The sequence below is a fragment of the Crossiella sp. CA198 genome (assembly GCF_052078295.1).
Taxonomy (GTDB): domain Bacteria; phylum Actinomycetota; class Actinomycetes; order Mycobacteriales; family Pseudonocardiaceae; genus Crossiella.
On sequence record NZ_JBQJIM010000040.1, the window covers coordinates 38,957 to 56,603 of the forward strand.

Genomic DNA, 17,647 nt, shown 5'->3' on the forward strand with positions numbered 1-17,647 from the left:
CTGACTCCGGCCAGGGCGGCGCGGTGTACACCCACTACTCTCCCGTGACATGTCGCCGGTTTCTCGTGGACGGAAGAAGAAGGGCAAGAAGCGCGCTCAGGATCACGATATCGCCGAGCCGGACTTTCTCGCTGACCCGGACTTTCCCGTTGACCTGCACGACGAGTCCGCCCCGGGCCCCTTCGACTACGAGGACCGGGCCGCTGAGCCGTCCCCGGAGCCCAGCTGGTTCGGTCCCGCCACCGCCATGGTGCTCGCGGAGGCACCCGGTCTCGTCGCGGCGAACCGGCCACGTGAGCTGGAACAGCTGACCGCTGAACTTCTGGGCTCGGCGCTGCGACAAGCCAGCGAGACTGGGGACGCCGGGAACCAGCTGCCCCGCTGGTTCTGCCTGGTGGCGGAGGAAGCCGCGGCGCGGCTGGCGCGGACCAGCACGGACGCGGACGCGCTGTGGCGGTTGTCGTACGGTCTGACCTCGATCGGATCACCGGCACTCGCGGCGACGACGCAGGCCGCGCTCAACCGCGCCCGGCGAAGCCGGATCGGCGGTTCGACCTCGCGGACTCAACCGAAATGGCTCCGGCAGCTCGCGAAGATCAAGGCGACCGGCCAGGTGTGGCGGATGGTGGACGCCTACGGCACTCGACTTGCCCTGATCGCCGAAGTCTCCTATCCGCGGGAAGCGGACACCTCGGTGTTCCTTTTCGATGTGGACGTCAGTGGTTTCGTCGACCTGGTCGAGCCCGGCGTGCACGACGACATGCACCAGGCCGCCGAGGCTTGGCGGGCCGCCGTCGGCGACACCGCAGCGGACAGCCTGCCCCACCCCGTGGCCTCGCCGGATGAACTGCTGCCGCTGTTTCACCTGGAGCTGGACGACATCTCCGGCACGGAGGCGCCCGCACGTCAGGTCACGGACAACGTGTTCCGGTCCGGCCGCCGGGTAATCGATCTTATCGATGCGTTTCACCACCACGGCAAACCCCTGCCCGAGATTGTCTCGCTGTACCACTACATCGACGTGCGGCCGATGGTCGACCAGTTCCGGGACTGGTACTCCCTGCGGCACGGTCTCGCGCCGGATGAGGAGACCGTCGAGGCACTGGCCGAGGAGTGGCTGGAAGGAACGCTTCCCGAGACCGCGTACCGGATCTCGCCCCGCAGGATCGACTTCCAGCTGCGCCTGATCGGCGACTGGGCCGACGCCGACTTCTCCCACTCGGTGCGGGCGCTGCTGCCGGAATGGGTTCGCTGGCTCGGCGAACACACGAACCTGCCGGACCACCTGGTCCAGCGCGTCCTGGCCGTCGCCGCTGACGTGACCGGCCAGGTCGACTGATACCTGGGACCCAGCCCTTCCGTTGCCGCCCAAGGGATCCGCCGGGCTCACCCTCGGGCACACGACCCCGAAACAGCCGCCAACCACCCCGATAACGAACAAAGTTTCGCTGTGCGAACGCGTCGGCAGCGTGGTCATACCTTCGCCCCATGAACTCCGAACAGGTCATCGAGATCTACACCGACGGCGCGTGCAGTGGGAATCCCGGCCCTGGTGGCTGGGGTGCGGTACTGCGTTGTGGGCCACGGGAACGCGATCTGCACGGCGGCGATCCCGGTCCGACCACGAACAACCGGATGGAGCTGATGGCGCCCATCCAGGCCCTGCGGGTGCTGACCCGGCCCGCCGTGCTCCGCATCTACACCGACAGCACCTACGTGCGCGACGGCGTCCTGTCCTGGCTGCCCCGGTGGAAGGCCAACGGCTGGCTGACCAGGGACCGGCGGCCGGTGAAGAACGCTGATCTGTGGCAGCAGCTGGACCTCGCGCTCGCGCCGCACCAGGCCGGGTGGCACTGGGTCAAGGGGCACTCGGGGCATCCGGGCAACGAGCGGGCCGATCGGCTGGCCAGTCGCGGGGTGCGGGAGGTGATGGGCGCGCCACCGACCCGGCCACCTCGGCGCAGCACCGGTGCGGGGCCACCATGTCAGGCGATGACCCGGGCCGGGCGGCCGTGTCCGATCCCGGCCGGGGCCACCGGGCTGTGCCATGCGCACGATCCAGCGTCGCGGTGTGGCGCGATGGGGTCGAACGGCAAGCGGTGCGGGACCGCGACCGCCGGCCGCCGATGCGGGCGACACCAGGGGGAGGTGCCCGTTGCTGTCGACCTGTTCTCGCACTGAGGGTGGGGCCGCGCCGGGTGGCTCGGCCCCACCGGGATCAGCTCGCGCCCGGCTCGTAGCCCAGGTTGGGGCGCAGCCAGCGCTCGACCTCGGTCAGCGGCATGCCGCGACGCTTGGCGTAGTCCTCGACCTGGTCCTTGCCGAGACGGCCCACCGTGAAGTACTTGGCGCCCTCGTTGGCGAACAGCAGACCGCTGACCGCCGCCGCCGGGGTCATCGCGAACGACTCGGTCAGGCCCAGCCCCACCTTTTCCGCCGCCAGCAGCTCGAACAGCTCCTGCTTCTGGCTGTGGTCGGGGCTGGCCGGGTAGCCGAAGGCCGGGCGGATGCCGCGGAAGCGCTCGGCGTGCAGGTCGGCCAGCACCGGCTCGGTACCGGGCTCGTACCAGGCGCGGCGGGCTTCCAGGTGGATGTACTCGGCGAAGGCCTCGGCCAGGCGGTCGGCCAGTGCCTTGACCATGATGGAGCGGTAGTCGTCGTGGTTGGCCTCGAAGCCGGCGGCCAGGGTTTCCGCGCCGTGGATGGCCACCGCGAAGCCGCCGAGGTGGTCGCCCGCCGGGGCGATGTAGTCGGCCAGGCACCGGTTCGGGCGGTTCTCCGGCTTCTCCGTCTGCTGGCGGAGCATGGGGAAGCGGATCTCGCCGGCCGGGGTGCCCGCCACGATGTCGTCGCCCTCGCTGTGCGCGGGCCAGTAGCCGTACACGCCCTGGGCGGTGAGGCTGCCGTTGGCGATGATCTGGTCGAGCAGGACGTTGGCCTCGTCGAAGAGTTCCTTGGCCACCGGCTGTTCCAGGATCTTCGGGTACTTGCCCTTCAGCTCCCAGGCCAGGAAGAAGAACTGCCAGTCGATCATGGTGCGCAGGGTGGGCAGGTCAGGGGAGACGGTGCGGATGCCGGTGAACTCCGGCACCGGCAGGTTCTCGAAGGACACCGGCTCGAAGTTGGCGCGGGCCACCTCCACCGGCAGCACCGGCTTGGACTCCCTGGCCTCGTGCTGCTCACGCAGGCGGTCCTGGTCGACCCGGTTGCGCTCGGCCAGTTCCTCGGCGCGGTCCTCGTCCATCAGGTCCGAGACCACGCCCACCACCCGGGAGGCGTCGAGCACGTGCACCGTGGTGGCCTGGTAGGCGGGGGCGATGCGCACCGCGGTGTGCTGGCGGGAGGTGGTCGCGCCGCCGATCAGCAGCGGCAGCTTCAGCCCCCGGCGCTCCATCTCCGCGGCCACGTTGACCATCTCGTCCAGGGACGGGGTGATCAGGCCGGACAGGCCCACCGCGTCGGCGCCCTCGGCCACCGCCACGTCAAGGATCTTCGCCGCGGGCACCATCACGCCCAGGTCGATGACCTCGTAGTTGTTGCAGCCCAGCACCACGCCGACGATGTTCTTGCCGATGTCGTGCACATCGCCCTTGACCGTGGCCAGCACGACCTTGCCGTTGCCGCGGGCGACGGTGGCCAGGCCTGCCTTGCGGGCCGCCTCCTTCTCCGCCTCCATGAACGGCTCCAGGTAGGCCACCGAGCGCTTCATCACCCGGGCGCTCTTGACCACCTGCGGCAGGAACATCTTGCCCGCGCCGAACAGGTCGCCGACGATCTTCATGCCGTCCATCAGCGGACCCTCGATGACCTCCAGCGGCCGGGGCAGCTGCTGGCGGGCCTCCTCGGTGTCCTCCTCGATAAAGTCCACGATGCCGTGCACCAGCGCGTGCGAGAGCCGCGCGGCGACCGGGGCCTCCCGCCAGGACAGGTCCAGCACCCGCTGGGTGCCGCGGCCGCTGACCGTCTCGGCGTGCGCGACCAGCCGGTCGGTGGCGTCCTCGCGGCGGTCGAAGAGCACGTCTTCGACCAGTTCCAGCAGATCGGCCGGGATGTCGGCGTACACCGCGAGCTGGCCTGCGTTGACGATGCCCATGTCCAGGCCGACGCGGGTGGCGTGCAGCAGGAACGAGGAGTGCATGGCCTCGCGCACGATGTCGTTGCCGCGGAAGGAGAAGGACAGGTTCGAGATACCGCCGCTGATCCGCGCGCCTGGACAGCGTTCCTTGATCCGGGGCAGCGCCTCCAGGAACTCCTTGGCGTAGCCGTTGTGCTCGCTGATGCCGGTGGCCACGGCGAGCACGTTCGGGTCGAAGATGATGTCCTCGGGCGGGAAGCCGGCCTGCTGGGTGAGGATGTCGTAGGCGCGGGCGCAGATCGAGACCTTGCGGTCGGCGTTGTCGGCCTGGCCCAGTTCGTCGAAGGCCATCACCACCACGCCCGCGCCGTAGTCGCGGATCCGCCGGGCCTGGGCCAGGAACGGCTCCTCGCCCTCCTTGAGGCTGATCGAGTTGACGATTCCCTTGCCCTGCACGCACTTCAGCCCGGCCTCGAGCACGCTCCACCGGGAGCTGTCGATCATCACCGGGATCCGCGCGATCTCCGGCTCGGTGGCGATCAGGTTGAGGAAGCCGGTCATCGCCCGCTCGCTGTCGAGCAGGTCGGCGTCCATGTTCACGTCGAGGATGTTCGCGCCGCCGCGGACCTGCTCCAGCGCGACGTCGGCCGCGGTCTGGAAGTCGCCGCTCTCGATCAGCCGCCGGAACTTGGCCGAACCGGTGACGTTGGTGCGCTCACCGATCATCACGAAACCGGTGTCCTTGGTGATCTCGAACGGCTCCAGGCCGCTGTACCGGGTGCGCTGCCCCGGGTTGGGCACGACGCGCGGCTTCAGCCTGGACACCGCGTCGGCGATCTTGCCGATGTGCGCCGGGGTGGTGCCGCAGCAGCCGCCGACGATGTTGACCATGCCGGACTCGACGAACTCGGCGAGCAACTCGGCGGTCTGCTCCGGGGTCTCGTCGTAGCCGCCGAAGGCGTTCGGCAGGCCGGCGTTGGGGTGCGCGGAGGTGTAGGTGCCGGCGAAGCGGGACAGTTCAGCCACGTGCGGGCGCATCTCGGCGGCGCCCAGCGAGCAGTTGAGGCCGACCACCATCGGGTCGGCGTGCTCGATGGAACTCCAGAACGCCTCGACGGTCTGCCCGGACAGGGTGCGGCCGGAGAGGTCGACGATGGTCACCGAGATCCACAGCGGCAGCTCGGGCGCGACCTCGCGGGCGGCGGCGATGGCGGCCTTGCAGTTGAGCGTGTCGAAGATCGTCTCGACCAGGAGCAGGTCCACCCCGCCCTCGGCCAGCGCCGCGATCTGCCCCGCGTAGGTGTCCTTGACCTGCTCGAAGTTGACCGCGCGGTAGGCGGGGTCCTCCACCCGGGGGGACAGCGACAGGGTGACGTTGAGCGGTCCGATCGAGCCCGCGACGAACTTGTTGCCCGCCTCGTCCGCGGCCTGCCGGGCGATCTGGGCCGCCCGCACGTTCATCTCGTGGACGTAGGACTCCATCAGGTAGTCGGCCTGGCCGATCCCGGTGGCGGTGAAGGTGTTCGTGGTGGTGATGTCCGCGCCGGCGTCCAGGTACTGCCGGTGGATGTCCAGCACCAGGTCAGGGCGGGTGAGATTGAGCAGGTCCGGGTTGCCCGCGACGTCCCGGGCATGATTGGCGAAGTGGTCGCCGTAGTAGTCCTCGGGCTTGAGCGCGGCGTTCTGGAACATCGTGCCCCAGGCCCCGTCGAGCACCACCACCCGTTGCGTCAGCAGCTCCTTGAGCGCCTGCGCGCGGTCACCAACCCTGTCCACCGAATGCACCTCCCGACTGAGTCTGGGAGGCGCCCTTGTTCGTCACACCCGGTCGAGCGTGGCGGGCCGGAACCCGTTGCAGCGCCTCTCGACCTTGGTACGGAGGGTACCGAACATCTCCCGGCGCCGTGGTCTTCGATTCAGCGACTTGAGGTTCCGGCGATGTTGACCATCCAGTTGATGCCGAACCGGTCGGTCACCATGCCGAAGTGGTCGCCCCAGACCTGTTTCTCCAATGGGACGCCGACAGTGCCGCCCACCGCCAGTTTAGCGAAGTAGCCGCTCAGCTCCTCAACGTCCTCCCCGCTGAGGCACACCGAGATGTTGTTGCCGACCTGGTGCGGGGGCATCCCGGCCGGGGTGTCCGCCCCCATCAGGGTCAGCCCACCCGGGCTCTCCAACTGGCTGTGCATGATCTTGTCCGCCTCCGGGCTGGCGTCCATGCCGTACTCACCGAAGGTGGAGAAGGTCAAGGTGCCCCCGAGGACCTCCCGGTAGAACTCCATGGCCGCGCGGGCCTGGTCACCAAAGTTGATGTAGGGGTTGAGCCGAGTGCCCACGACGGCCTCCTTGGCGTCCGACGGAGCTGCATCGTCGCACTTCAGCGGGGTGACAACAACCGGAAGCCCAGGCACCGCGACCAGGATCCGGCCCAGGTTCACCCGGTCGATCGGTCACCGCCGCGCACCCCGCCGCGCACCTCGCGGCGACCGCTCCGGCGGCGGCGGGCGGGTCCGGACTGAGCGGTGCAACAGGAAGTGCGGATTGGGTTGGCGACAACCCGAAAATCGTCCCACAGAGTGAGAACGCCGGATCGGTGCGGCCTCGATGGGGACTGACCGTCACCGGAGCGACACCGGCGGTCGCCATCCCCGGACCGATGGTGACCGGTAGTCCGCACCGGCGCTGCCCGCCACTGGATCCGGTGCTGTTCCTGGGCCGTTCGGGCGACCGGCCCCTGGTTCGCGTCATTCGCGCGCCGCCGCCGGGTTACCTCGGCAAGGTCTGGTCGGCTCGGGGAGGAGCGGCATGGGACGGCGTATTGGTGGGGCGGGCGGCGGTTCGGATCCGGCGGCACGGGGCGGTGGGGCCGCCGTGGTCGCCGTGGCGGCGGTGGCTGTGATCGGCGCCGCCGGGGCCGGTGTCGGTGGCGGGCTCGGGCTGGGCGGCGGGTCCGGCGCCGGGGCGGGTGGTGGATCCGGTGGGGGTGCGGCGAACTCGGCGGCCTCGCGGAACATCAGCGCGCGGAAGAACGACGGCAGGCAATCAGCTCGCCGGGGCAAGGCCGATGAGGCCTGGCAGCGGCTGGGGCTGCGGCGGTTGCGGCGGGAGGTGCGGACGGCGGCGGAGTGTGTGAGCCATTCCTTCGGCGAGATTCGCGGGTTCCTCGCGCACACCCCGTGCAAGTCGCTCGACCGGGCGTTGTTCAGCGTCGGGGACGGCGAGGGGAACGTGGTGGTGATCTCGGTGGTGTGGGTGCGGTTCCACAACCGGGGGCGGGCCGGGGACTTCAAGCGGCTACATGAGATCCACGGCAATGGGGATATCCGGCCGTTGGGCGCTGAACTACTGGAGCTACGGGACATCCGGTTCAGCGCGCACCACTACGACGCGAAGTTGTCCGGCACCGCGGTGGTCATCGCCGAGACGGAGGCCGCGGCGGGCAGTCTGAGCAGCGAGGCGCTGGACGCCGTGGCGCAGGTGGCGGCGGAACTGCCGCATCCCTGAGCACCCCCGGCGCCCGAACACTGGACGAGCGCCGGGTCACAGGACCAGGGCTGGGCGGGCGTCGATGCGGGCCCGGACCTCCGGGGTGCCGAAGCGGCGGTCGATCTGGCGGATCGCCTCGGCCCAGTCGCGGCGGGTGTGGATGCGGGACAGGCAGTCCAGCACGAACGGGTCGGTCCAGCGGGCTCGGGAGCGGCGCCACAGCTCCACCGGGTCTTCGGTGAGCAGGCTGCCCACGGTGCCTTCGTAGATGGGCATGCCGCGGACGGCGCCGTCGGGTTCGATCTCCATCGGGCGGAAGCCGGGGTTGTCGGCCAGGTACTCCGGGTTCATCTGGACCTCGAAGTTGTCGGTGGTGTCGACCTCCACCCAGCTGGGAGCGGCGGCGCGCAGGCGTTCGCGGGTGGCCGGGAGGATCAGTTCGGCCGCCTGTTCGTCACTGAGGAGTTCCTGGTCGACGAAGCTGGGGCGGCTGGCCAGGCCGGTGGGCACGACCGCGCCGAAGGACAGGGTTTCCAGGCTGGAGAAGCGGGGGGCGACCTCGGCGCACATGCGGTCGAGCTGGTCGTAGTTGCTGCGGACGACGACGTAGTCGATGCCGAAGCGCAGCGGGGTCCGGCCGGCGGCGAGGTCCTGTTCGACCCGGTCGTTGAGCAGGCCGAGGGTGCGCAGGCAGTGCTCGAAGGACCCGGCGCGGCCGCGGATGCGGTCGTGGGTGGCGGCGTCGGGGCCGTCCACGCTGACCACGATCTTGTCCACCACCCCGGCGAGCTGGTCCAGCAAAGCGGGTTTGGTGTTCCAGCCGCTGGTGTAGACGTACACCCGCAGGCCGCCCGCGCGCAGCCGGCGAGCGACCTCCACGATCGGGCGCAGGCTCAGGGGTTCGCCGCCGCACAGGGTGATCAACTCGGCGCCCAGGGAGATCAGGGCGTCGGCGACCTTCATCAGCTCCGGGGCGGCCAGGCTGCGGGCCGGGCGGCGGCCGGACTCGGTGTAGCAGTGGTAGCAGCGCAGTGGGCAGGCGAAGGTCATGTCCCAGATCAGGACATTCGGGCGGTCGGTGTCGTCCATGGGCAGCAACGGTACGAACTCGCCGGAATTGTCGCGTCCGCAATCGGCTACGCAAAAGGCGCGGCGGACTACCCAACGGCTGGGTATCCGCCGAATGGACTCGGTAATCCTCCGCCGCTTTTGCGTACCCGATTACGGATTCGGTCCGCGGCCGCCGCCGATTAGCGTCAGCGGCGACCGGATCCGCCCCCAGCGGTGAATTCGGCCGACTTCGGAGGAGGTGATTCCCGTGGCTTATCCCCCCACCGGCCTGGGTCGCTGACCAGGTGAAAGCGGTGGCCGCTCCGTTCGCGAGCGGCCGCCGCTCTCCTTTTCCTCACCCGCGTGAAAGGACGGCCAGTCGCGTGCCTGCCACCACCAGCAACCCCAACGGGGCGTTGTTGCTCCTCCGCCAGTTGCCGCGGATCGCGGGCACGCTGACCCTTGTCCTGTTCATCCTGATCCTCGGCCAGGTCCTGGGCGCCGTGCTGTTGCCGCTGGCCGCCGGCCGCCTGGTCGCCGCGCTCACCGGGGTGGAGGCCGCGATCTTCGCCGGGCTCGCCTTGCTGGCCGCCTCGCTGGTGCTGGATGTGGTGCTGGACCCGATCCGGTCCATGGTCACCGCGCGGCTGGGCACGGCGGTGGACGGGGCCACCGCGCAACGCACCATCGAGGGCGCGTTGCGGCCACGTGGTATCGCGCACCTGGACGATCCGAAGGTGGCCGACGCCATCGAGCAGGCGCGGGCGATCGGTGTCGGCAGCTTCCCGCCGCGGGAGGCGGTGGCCGCGCTCGCGGGCTTGATTCCGTTGCGGCTCAGTGGGATCGCCGCCGCGGTGCTGCTCGGCTGGGCCGGGGCCTGGTGGATGCCGCTGGTGCTCGGCGCGGCCTGGATGCTCACCGGGCACTGGCAGGAGCTGGAGATCCGGCGGTCGGTCTCGGCGCATTCCGGTGAGGTGGCCCAGCTCCGCCAGGCCGCCTACCTGCGCGACCTGGCGCTGACCCCGGCCGCGGCCAAGGAGGTGCGGCTCTTCGGCCTGCACTCCTGGCTGGTGGCGGGGTTCACCAGGAGCTGGTGGGCCGGGATGACCGAGCTGCGGCGCACCTCGATCAACAAGGGCAGGCACAGCGCGGCGATCCTGTTGCTGCTGGCCGGACATGCCGCGGTGATCGGCCCGCTGGCCTTCTGGGCCGCGGCAGGCGAGCTGTCGCCGGAGCGGCTGGCGGTGGCGCTGCAGGCGATGCTCGGCCTGTTCGCGCTGGGTTTCGCCGGTGATCTCCAGTGGACGCTGCACACCGCGAGCGCGGCGATCCCGGCGGCGCGCACCGTCGGTGAGCTGACCGATGACATCCCGGCGCCCGCCATCCCGCGACCGGTGGACGGCCTGCCGTGCCGGGAGATCCGGTTCGAGCGGGTGAGTTTCCGCTATCCCGGCGAGTCCCGGCCGGTGCTGGACGAGCTGGACCTGGTGCTGCCCGCGGGCTCCTCGCTGGCCATCGTCGGCGACAACGGCGCGGGCAAATCCACCATCGCCAAACTGCTCGCCGGGCTGTACCGGCCGGATGGCGGGCGCATCCTGATCGACGGCCACGACCTGGCCGACTACGACCTCACCGACTGGCGGCGCAGGCTCGCGGTGGTGTTCCAGGACTTCGTCCGCTACCCGCTGCCGGTGCGCGACAACATCGGGTTCGGCGCGGTGGAGACGCCGGTCCGCGAGGCGGAGCTGATCACGGCCGCCCGGCTGGGCGGGTTCCTTGGCATCGAGGCCGAGCTGCCCAAGGGCTGGGACACCCCGCTGAGCGGGGAGTTCGCCGAGGGCGCGGACCTCTCCGGCGGGCAGTGGCAGCGGCTGGCGCTGAGCCGCGCGCTGTACGCGGTACAGCACGGCGCGGGTGTGCTGGTGCTGGACGAACCGACCGCCCAGCTGGACGTGCGCGCCGAGCACGACCTGTACGCCCGGTTCCTGGAGATCACCCAGGACATCACCACGATCCTGGTGTCGCACCGCTTCGCCACCGTCCGGCTGGCCGACCGCATCGCGGTGCTGCGGGACGGGCGGGTCAGCGAGTACGGCACCCATGCGGAGCTACTGGCCGCCGACGGGCGGTACGCGCGGCTGTTCCGTGTGCAGTCCGCGCCGTTCGCCGCCGCCGAAGGGAATGGTCATGCGTAGCAGCTTCGCCGCGATCCGCCTGCTGGTCGGGACCGCGTTGCGGGTGGACCGGCGCAGGGCGTTGCTGGTGCTGATCCTGTCCCCGCTGCTCAACGTGGTCGCCGCGGCGCAGGCGATCGGCCTGCAGTGGCTGGTCGACGGGGCGGCCGGCCGGTCCTGGGGACTGGCTGTGTGGGGCGGGGTGCTGCTGGCCGGGGTCACCGTCGCGGTGCACCAGTGGGCCGCGATCAGCACCGACCTGCGGCAGACCTTGCAGCAGCGGATCGGTCTGGAGCTGGACCGGCGGCTGATGACAGTGTGCGCCGGGCCGGGGCGGATCGGGCACTTCCAGGACCCGGAGTTCCTGGACACCGCCGAGCTGCTCCGGCAGCGCCGCGGTGAGTTCAGCATCGCCTTCGCCGCGCTGGTGGAGAACGCGAACCTGCTGGCCCGGTTCCTGGCCGCGGCGGTGGTGCTGACCTTCGCGCATCCGCTGCTGGCGTTGCTGCCGCTGTTCGTGCTGCCGCTGGCGCAGGCCAACCGCTGGCAGGCCAAGCTGGTCAACGAGGCCGAGCAGGCCGGGGCGGCCGCGGACCGGCGGCGGTTGAGCCTGTTCGCGCTGGCCACCGACGCGGCGGCGGCCCGGGAGCTGCGGCTGTACCGGCTGGGCGGGGAGTTCGCGGCGCGGCACGCGGCGGCCTTCGCCGAGGCCGGCGGTCCGCGGGAGACGGCCCGGCTCAAGGGCGCGCTGGCGGTGGCCGGCGGCTGGTTGATCTTCGCTGGCGCGTTGCTGACCGGGTTGTACCTGCTGGCGCGGTCGGTGTTCGAGGGCACGGCCTCGGCCGGGGCGGCGGTGCTGGTGGTGTTGCTGGCGACCAGGCTGGTCGGCGCGACCACCGGGCTGAGCTGGCTGCTCGGCTGGCTGCGGCGCTCGCTGCACACGATCGGGCTGTTCGTGAAGCTCGCCGACCATCCCCAGGACACCGGCGCGGGCGGGGCCGCCGCGGTGCCGGAGCGCGGCGAGCTGGTGCTGAGCGGGGTCGGATTCCAGTATCCCGGCCAGTCCTCCCCCGCGCTGACCTCGGTGGACCTGCGGTTGCCCGCCGGGTCGACGGTGGCGGTGGTGGGCGACAACGGCGCGGGCAAGTCGACCCTGGTCGCGTTGCTGGCCGGGTTGCACGCCCCCTCGCACGGGGTGATCAGCTTCGCCGGGCAGGACCTGGCCGAGGTGGATCCGGCGAGGTGGCAGGGCAGGGTGACCGCGTGTTTCCAGGACTTCTGCCGGTTCGAGCTGCTCGTCCGGCAGAGCGTCGGACTCGGCGAGCTGACCAGTCTGGACGACGAGAGCGCGGTGCGCGCCGCGCTGCTCGCCGGTGGCGCGGACGGGGTGGTGGCCACGCTGCCCGCCGGGCTGGACACCCAGCTCGGCAAGACCCACCCCGAGGGCACCGAGTTGTCCGGCGGGCAGTGGCAGAAGCTCGCGCTGGCCAGGGCACGGATGCGCACGGCGCCCGCGCTGGTGCTGCTGGACGAGCCTGCCGCCGGGCTGGACCCGGACAGCGAGGCCGAACTGCTGCGCCGCTACCTGGCCGAACGCGGTCCGGACAGTCCGATCACGGTGGTCGTCTCGCACCGGTTCAGCACGGTGCGCCAGGCCGAGCTGATCGTGGTGCTGCGGGACGGGCGGGTCACCGAGACCGGGACCCACGCCGGCCTGCTGGCCGCGGGCGGGCACTACGCGGACATGTACGCGCTGCACGCCGCGGCCTATCTGGACGGTCCGCCGTCAGCGACGGAACGGCAGGTCACGGCGTGAGTGCACGCCGAGTTTGCGGTAGATCCGGGCCAGGTGGCTCTGCACCGTGCGCACGGACAGGCCGAGTGCCCTGGCCACCTCGCGATCGGAGCGGCCGTCCGCGGCCAGCGCGGCGATCTCCATCTCCCGCGGGGTGAGCGCGACCGAGCCGGTGGGCGCCACCGCGGTGTGCCCGCGCAGTCTGCTGACCAGCAGCACCGCTTCTCCCCTGCGCTCGCCCGCGGTGGTGGCGGCGGCATCGGCCAGCCGGGCGGCCCGGTCGGTCAGGCCGAGTTTCTCCAGGTGCGCGGCGTGGTCGAGCAGCTCGCCCGGATCGCCCCGGCCCACAGCCAGCGCGGCAGCCGCCTCCGCGGCCAGTCTCGGGGCGTCGACGCTGGTCAGCAGGGTGGCCAGCCGGTCGGGCGAGGCGCCGGGGGCGAGCCAGCGCAGTTCGGTCAGCGCGGTCAGTTCCAGGGTGTGCGCGCCCGCCGACCGGGCGGTGGCGGCGGCCGAACTGTAGGCGGCGAGGGCGCCGGGCAGGTCGCCGCGGGCGGCGGCGAGAGCGCCGGTGGCCTGGTCGGACAGGCCGGGCAGCAGGGCGAGGGCGTCGGGCGGGTGGGCGGCGAGCACGGCCGCGGCGTCGGCGGGCCTGCGCTGGGCGAGCAGGGCCAGGGCCAGCCAGGAGGCCGCCTCGGTGCGGAAGAGGCGGTGGCCGCCGTTGTGCTGGACCACCGCCTCGCGTAATCGGGCCACGGCCAGGTCCGGTTCCCCGGCGAGGGTGTGCGCGTAGCCGCTGAGCAGGGACCATTCGGTGTCGGGCAGTCCGGCTTCGCCGATGTGCCGGGCGGCCACATCGCCGGGAGCGTGCGGCCATCGGCCGAAGGTCGGATCGCCGAGTGGCAGCCGGACGTCCTCGCCGCGCCACAGCCGGGCCAGCGCGTACCCGGCCAGCTCGGCCCCGGTCCGCGGTGCGCGGGCGGCGGCCGCGGCGGTGCGGCCGGCCAGCACTCGGGCGAGCAGGTGCGCCACCCGGGCCGAGGCGAGTCCGGGTCCGTGCTCGCGCAGTGCTTCGGCCGCGGTCTGCTCGGCCTCGGCGGTGCGGCCGGCGAAGAGCAGGACCAGCGCGTCGAGTCCGGCGGCGGCGGGTCCGGGCAGGGTGCTCAGCTCGGCGTGCGCGCCTGCCGGATCGCGTTCGGCCCAGCAGCGGTGCGCGGCCAGCGCGAGCCGGGCCCGCGGTCCGGCGTTGACCAGGACCTGCCGGGCCTGGTCGGGATCGCCGAGTTCGACCAGGGCGGCGGCCAGCACGGGCGCGGCCAGGTCGGTGCGTTCCAGGGCTCGGCGGGCCAGCCGGACGGCCAGTTCCGGGTCGTGCCTGCAGGTCAGCGCGGCCGCCCGGAGCAGCGTGCCGGGTTCAGGCGGGTGGTCGGCGTCGAGTTGCCAGCGGGCCCGCCGCACCGGGTCCACCGCGCCCGCGCCCGCGGTGAGCAGTTCGGCGCACAGCCTGCGCCTGCGCAGTCCGGGCAGCCGATGGCGCAGGGCGGCGCCGAGCATGCGGTGCGCGGTGCGGACCACGATCCGGCCGTCGCCGTCCGCGCTGCGCAACAGTCCGCGTTCCTCCAGGCTTTCCACCACGCCGGGCGCGACCGCGTCCAGCAGGGCCAGCGGCAGTGGTTCGCCGAGCGCGACGGCAGCCAGCGCGTCCCGCTGGGCGTGGTCCAGGCCGCGCAGCCAGCCGTCGAAGAGTTCGGCCAGCCGCGGCGGCACGCTCAGCGCGCCGCGCCACCACCACAGTCCGCCCTCGGTGGCCAGGCGGCCGGTGGCCAGCGCGTGCCGGACGAGTTCGGTCAGGAACAGCGGGTTGCCGCCGGTCCAGCCGTGCAGCAGGCGCACCGTGGGTCCGGCGGCCACCCCGTCCAGCAGCGCGCGCACCAGCCGGGTGGTGCCGTCGAGGCCGAACGGTTCCAGATCGAGTCTGCGCAGGTAGCGGTCTTTCCACAGCGCGACGACCGCGTCCGGCATGGGCGCGTCCGGGCGGGCGGTGATCAGCAGCCGCACCTCCCGCTCGTGCGCCAGACCGAGGGTGAGCGCGGCCGAGGCCGGGTCGAGGTAGTGCGCGTCGTCGATGACCAGCACCGGCGTGCGCCCCTCGGCCCGCCGCAGCAACGCCCCGACCAACCCGCCCTGGGACACCTGCTCGGTCACGCCGAGCAGTCCGGTGAACGCCCCGAACGGCAACTCGCGGCTCGCCTCGGTCGCCGAGGTCCACACCACCGCGTACCGGCCGGCGTTGAGCCGCCCGGCCACCGCCGCCAGGAACGCGGTCCGGCCGACCCCGACCGGTCCGACGATCACCATCCCCCGGCCCGCCAGCAAAGCGCCGAGGGCCTGTTCCAGCTCCTTTTCCCGCACCACGAACTTCGCCGCGTTCAGCCCCGGAGTCATTCATTGCTCCAGTCGGCGGAATTCAGTTTCCTCAGCCTCATTCGGCACCCCCTGGTCCGCTGGGCGACAGGGCTACCAGCCTCGGCCATGAACGGGGCGCCGCCAAGTGTCAAGCTTGTCAACTGCCCATTAGGGCGGGCCGCTCATCGGAATTACCGCCAAATGGAACCGTCCCACCGGAAATCCAGTCCCGGTCCGTGGCGGCGCGGCGGTAGGACAAGGATGATCGAGGACTCGGGGTGACCGGTGCTCACCTGGCCCGGCTCAGCTCCTGTTGAACACGCTCGATGAAGGCCGGGTCGAGCGCTTCGGGCGGTGTGACCTGCAACCTGGCCTCGACCGCGAACTGGTTCCCGGTCAGCTCGACATCGGCGTAACAGGTGACCCCGGCGTCCTGGAGCGGGCGGACCAGTGGGATCAGTTTGGCCGAGGTCGGCTTGGACAGTTCGCCGATCTCCCGATCGTCGACGCGGATCTCGATGAGCTGACTGGTGGAGCGCGGACCGGTTCGCTCGACCGCGTGCAGGCTGGCGAACACCAGCGCCTTACCCGGCTGATAGGCCTGGCGGATCAGGGCGCCGAGCACGTCCAGGTGTTCGTCCTCCCGACTCAATTGGTAAGTCCGGGCGGGCGGCAGGTGCAGCAGTCGCCGGGAATGGTCGAGGGAATTGATCGGGAACAGCAGCGCCGGATCAGCGAGATCGAGTGACACGCTGGCCCGGAACGTGTCGTATTTGGACCACCACAGCCGAGCCCGGCACAGCGCGAGTTGGCCCCGCCGTTCCAGTTCGAGCAGGGGCGCCTGTAGATCCGGCGCGGTCTCCCGCGGGATGTGGCCGACCGGGCGACCCTCGATGAGCACCTGAATCGCGTTGCGGTCATGCCGATTTCCGGGCTCACGCCTGAGTTCGGCGGTCACCTCACGTTCGCCGCTGGTCTGACGGCCGGCGAGCTTGCGCAGCTCCTTCTCGTGGAATGACTCGCCGACCACTTCCTGGCCGGGGTAGCCGCGACCGCGCAGCAGCACCGGCCGAGCCGGGTCGGGGCGCACAACCAGAGCCGCAGGTGGCGGTGCAGGCGACGCGGGCTCGGGTGCTGGTGGTGAGGTGCGGTGGTGTTCCGGCAGCGGGGGCACGTCGGCGGCCAGCAGTTCGCACGCCGTCACCAGCTCCTGGTGCAGCTGGACAAAACCGGGCTGTTGCGACCGGTCGAAGAGCAATTGATGCAGCCGTCCGCCCCGCATGGTCAGCCGAATCCAGCCCGGCCGGAGGGCACCCGCCTCCCGGAAGGCCACGGTCTGCACATCGGCCAGCGGGACCACTCGCCGACCGGTCGACAAACCGGCCTTGACCAGCAAAGACCTGGACTGCACAACCAGCTCCCTGCCGTCGAACCCGACCGAGATCCCACTGCCGTCCACCCGGTGCTCGCCCACATCGCCCCCTATGCGCACGTCGATTCCGGCGGGTGTCGTTCCGGCGGGGGAAATTCGTTACAGCCGCACTCGATCGAAGTTATCTTCTGGCCGTGAGCAGTTTTCCCGAGCGGTCGCGCCAGGCCGAGGATGCGGCGTTGCCGGTGCGGCAGCGGTTGCTCGCTTTGCAGGACTGCGTCAAGGCGTTCCCGGTGTACGGGCATCACGCGACCTGGCGGCACGTGATCACCTGGGCGCGGATTCCGCGGCGGCTGGAGGATGATCTCGATTCGCTGGGGCGGGCGGTGGCGGAACTGCGGGCGGCGCGGGGGGTGTGGCTGCCGGTGGTGGCGGAGTTCGCGGCGCGGCGGCAGACGGAGAAGGCGCTGGGGCGGCGGCGGCTGACCAGGCGTGATCAGTGGTTGACCAGGCGGTTGGAGATCTACTGCCCTGATCCTGATCTGCGGCCGGTGGAGTCGATGGCTCGGGTGGTGGCGCGGGTGATCGCCGGGCATCGGGATGGGTCGGTGTGGGGGCGGGACTGCGTGGTGTGCGGGGCGGGGCGGGCGGTGGAGGTGGCCTGTCCGGGGTGCGGGGTGTTCATTCCGGGGAGTGCGCGGTGGAAGTGGCGGTGAACCGCGCGGGTATCGTCCGCGTGTGGACGTCGAGAACGTGGTGGAGATTTACACCGATGGGGCCTGCATTCCCAATCCTGGGCCCGGCGGGTGGGGAGCGGTGTTGCGTTATGGGCGCCACGAGAAGGAGATCTGCGGGGGCGAGCCGGGGGTTACCACGAACAACCGGATGGAGTTGATGGCGCCGATCAACGCGCTGGAAGGGCTTACCCGGCCGGCCGTGGTGCATATCCACACCGACAGCACCTATGTGCGCAATGGCATCACCTCGTGGATGGCCAAGTGGGAGAAGAACGGCTGGATCGGGTCGAACAAGCAGCCGGTGAAGAACGTGGATCTGTGGCAGCGGCTGGGGGCGGCCGCGGCCCGGCACCGGGTGGAGTGGTTCTGGGTGAAGGGGCACGCGGGGCATCCGGAGAACGAGCGGGCGGATCGGTTGGCGCTCAAGGGGTTGCAGGAGGCGGTGGCGGGGGCATCCGGGTGAATCCCGGTTTCGCGGGAGTTCGCGGGCATTCCTGGTCCTAGGTTGGGGGCAGGCGAACCAGGGGGTTGTGGGTGGGGACGAGTGCGCATGCG

At 71.3% G+C, this 17,647-nt stretch carries 11 protein-coding genes, 1 pseudogene and 1 riboswitch; of the genes and pseudogenes, 7 read left to right on the top strand and 5 right to left on the bottom strand.

The window, feature by feature from the left end; genetic code table 11:
- Positions 1-49: 49 nt before the first annotated feature.
- Both ACTOWY_RS41135 and rnhA (ACTOWY_RS41140) read left to right on the top strand, forming a co-directional pair.
- Positions 50-1,339 (top strand): hypothetical protein, encoded by a 1,290-nt coding sequence (locus ACTOWY_RS41135; protein ID WP_441315006.1) that lies wholly within the window; start codon positions 50-52, stop codon positions 1,337-1,339.
- Positions 1,340-1,488: 149 nt separating this feature from the next.
- Positions 1,489-1,935, top strand: a pseudogene (gene rnhA, locus ACTOWY_RS41140) (ribonuclease HI); the annotation flags it as partial.
- A 283-nt stretch (positions 1,936-2,218) separates the two neighbouring features.
- Here rnhA (ACTOWY_RS41140) and metH read toward each other — a convergent pair.
- Positions 2,219-5,851 (bottom strand): methionine synthase, encoded by a 3,633-nt coding sequence (gene metH / locus ACTOWY_RS41145; protein ID WP_441315007.1) that lies wholly within the window; start codon positions 5,849-5,851, stop codon positions 2,219-2,221.
- A 20-nt stretch (positions 5,852-5,871) separates the two neighbouring features.
- Positions 5,872-5,947: riboswitch (S-adenosyl-L-homocysteine riboswitch) on the bottom strand.
- 44 nt (positions 5,948-5,991) lie between these two features.
- Positions 5,992-6,411, bottom strand: coding sequence for a VOC family protein (locus ACTOWY_RS41150; RefSeq protein WP_441315008.1), 420 nt, complete (start codon positions 6,409-6,411; stop codon positions 5,992-5,994).
- 469 nt (positions 6,412-6,880) lie between these two features.
- On the opposite strand from ACTOWY_RS41150, the gene ACTOWY_RS41155 reads away from it, so the two are divergent.
- On the top strand, positions 6,881-7,579 hold the full coding sequence (locus tag ACTOWY_RS41155) for a hypothetical protein (protein WP_441315009.1): 699 nt from the start codon (positions 6,881-6,883) through the stop codon (positions 7,577-7,579).
- 36 nt (positions 7,580-7,615) lie between these two features.
- Here ACTOWY_RS41155 and ACTOWY_RS41160 read toward each other — a convergent pair whose 3' ends face one another.
- On the bottom strand, positions 7,616-8,650 hold the full coding sequence (locus ACTOWY_RS41160) for a radical SAM protein (protein ID WP_441315010.1): 1,035 nt from the start codon (positions 8,648-8,650) through the stop codon (positions 7,616-7,618).
- A 344-nt stretch (positions 8,651-8,994) separates the two neighbouring features.
- Here ACTOWY_RS41160 and ACTOWY_RS41165 point away from each other — a divergent pair, with 344 nt between their 5' ends.
- Together ACTOWY_RS41165 and ACTOWY_RS41170 are read left to right on the top strand one after the other, a co-directional pair.
- Positions 8,995-10,806, top strand: a complete 1,812-nt coding sequence (locus tag ACTOWY_RS41165; protein WP_441315011.1) for an ABC transporter ATP-binding protein — start codon at positions 8,995-8,997, stop codon at positions 10,804-10,806.
- A complete protein-coding gene (locus tag ACTOWY_RS41170; RefSeq protein ID WP_441315012.1) occupies positions 10,799-12,601 on the top strand; it encodes an ATP-binding cassette domain-containing protein in 1,803 nt (600 codons plus the stop codon). Before ACTOWY_RS41165 ends, ACTOWY_RS41170 begins: the two co-directional genes overlap by 8 nt.
- On the opposite strand, the gene ACTOWY_RS41175 is transcribed toward ACTOWY_RS41170, so the two are convergent.
- On the bottom strand, positions 12,572-15,022 hold the full coding sequence (locus ACTOWY_RS41175) for a LuxR C-terminal-related transcriptional regulator (RefSeq protein WP_441315013.1): 2,451 nt from the start codon (positions 15,020-15,022) through the stop codon (positions 12,572-12,574). The two genes, ACTOWY_RS41170 and ACTOWY_RS41175, sit on opposite strands and share 30 nt — an antisense overlap.
- 250 nt (positions 15,023-15,272) lie before the next feature.
- Complete coding sequence (locus tag ACTOWY_RS41180; protein WP_441315014.1) at positions 15,273-16,475, bottom strand: HIRAN domain-containing protein; 1,203 nt, start codon at positions 16,473-16,475, stop codon at positions 15,273-15,275.
- Positions 16,476-16,549: 74 nt separating this feature from the next.
- Between ACTOWY_RS41180 and ACTOWY_RS41185 the strand changes: the two genes are divergently transcribed.
- The gene (locus tag ACTOWY_RS41185) at positions 16,550-17,071 is read left to right on the top strand and encodes a hypothetical protein (RefSeq protein WP_441315015.1); all 522 of its coding nucleotides are present in this window, start codon (positions 16,550-16,552) and stop codon (positions 17,069-17,071) included.
- A gap of 22 nt (positions 17,072-17,093) precedes the next feature.
- Positions 17,094-17,555, top strand: coding sequence for a ribonuclease HI (gene rnhA / locus ACTOWY_RS41190; protein WP_441315016.1), 462 nt, complete (start codon positions 17,094-17,096; stop codon positions 17,553-17,555).
- The last annotated feature ends 92 nt before the right edge of the window (positions 17,556-17,647 follow it).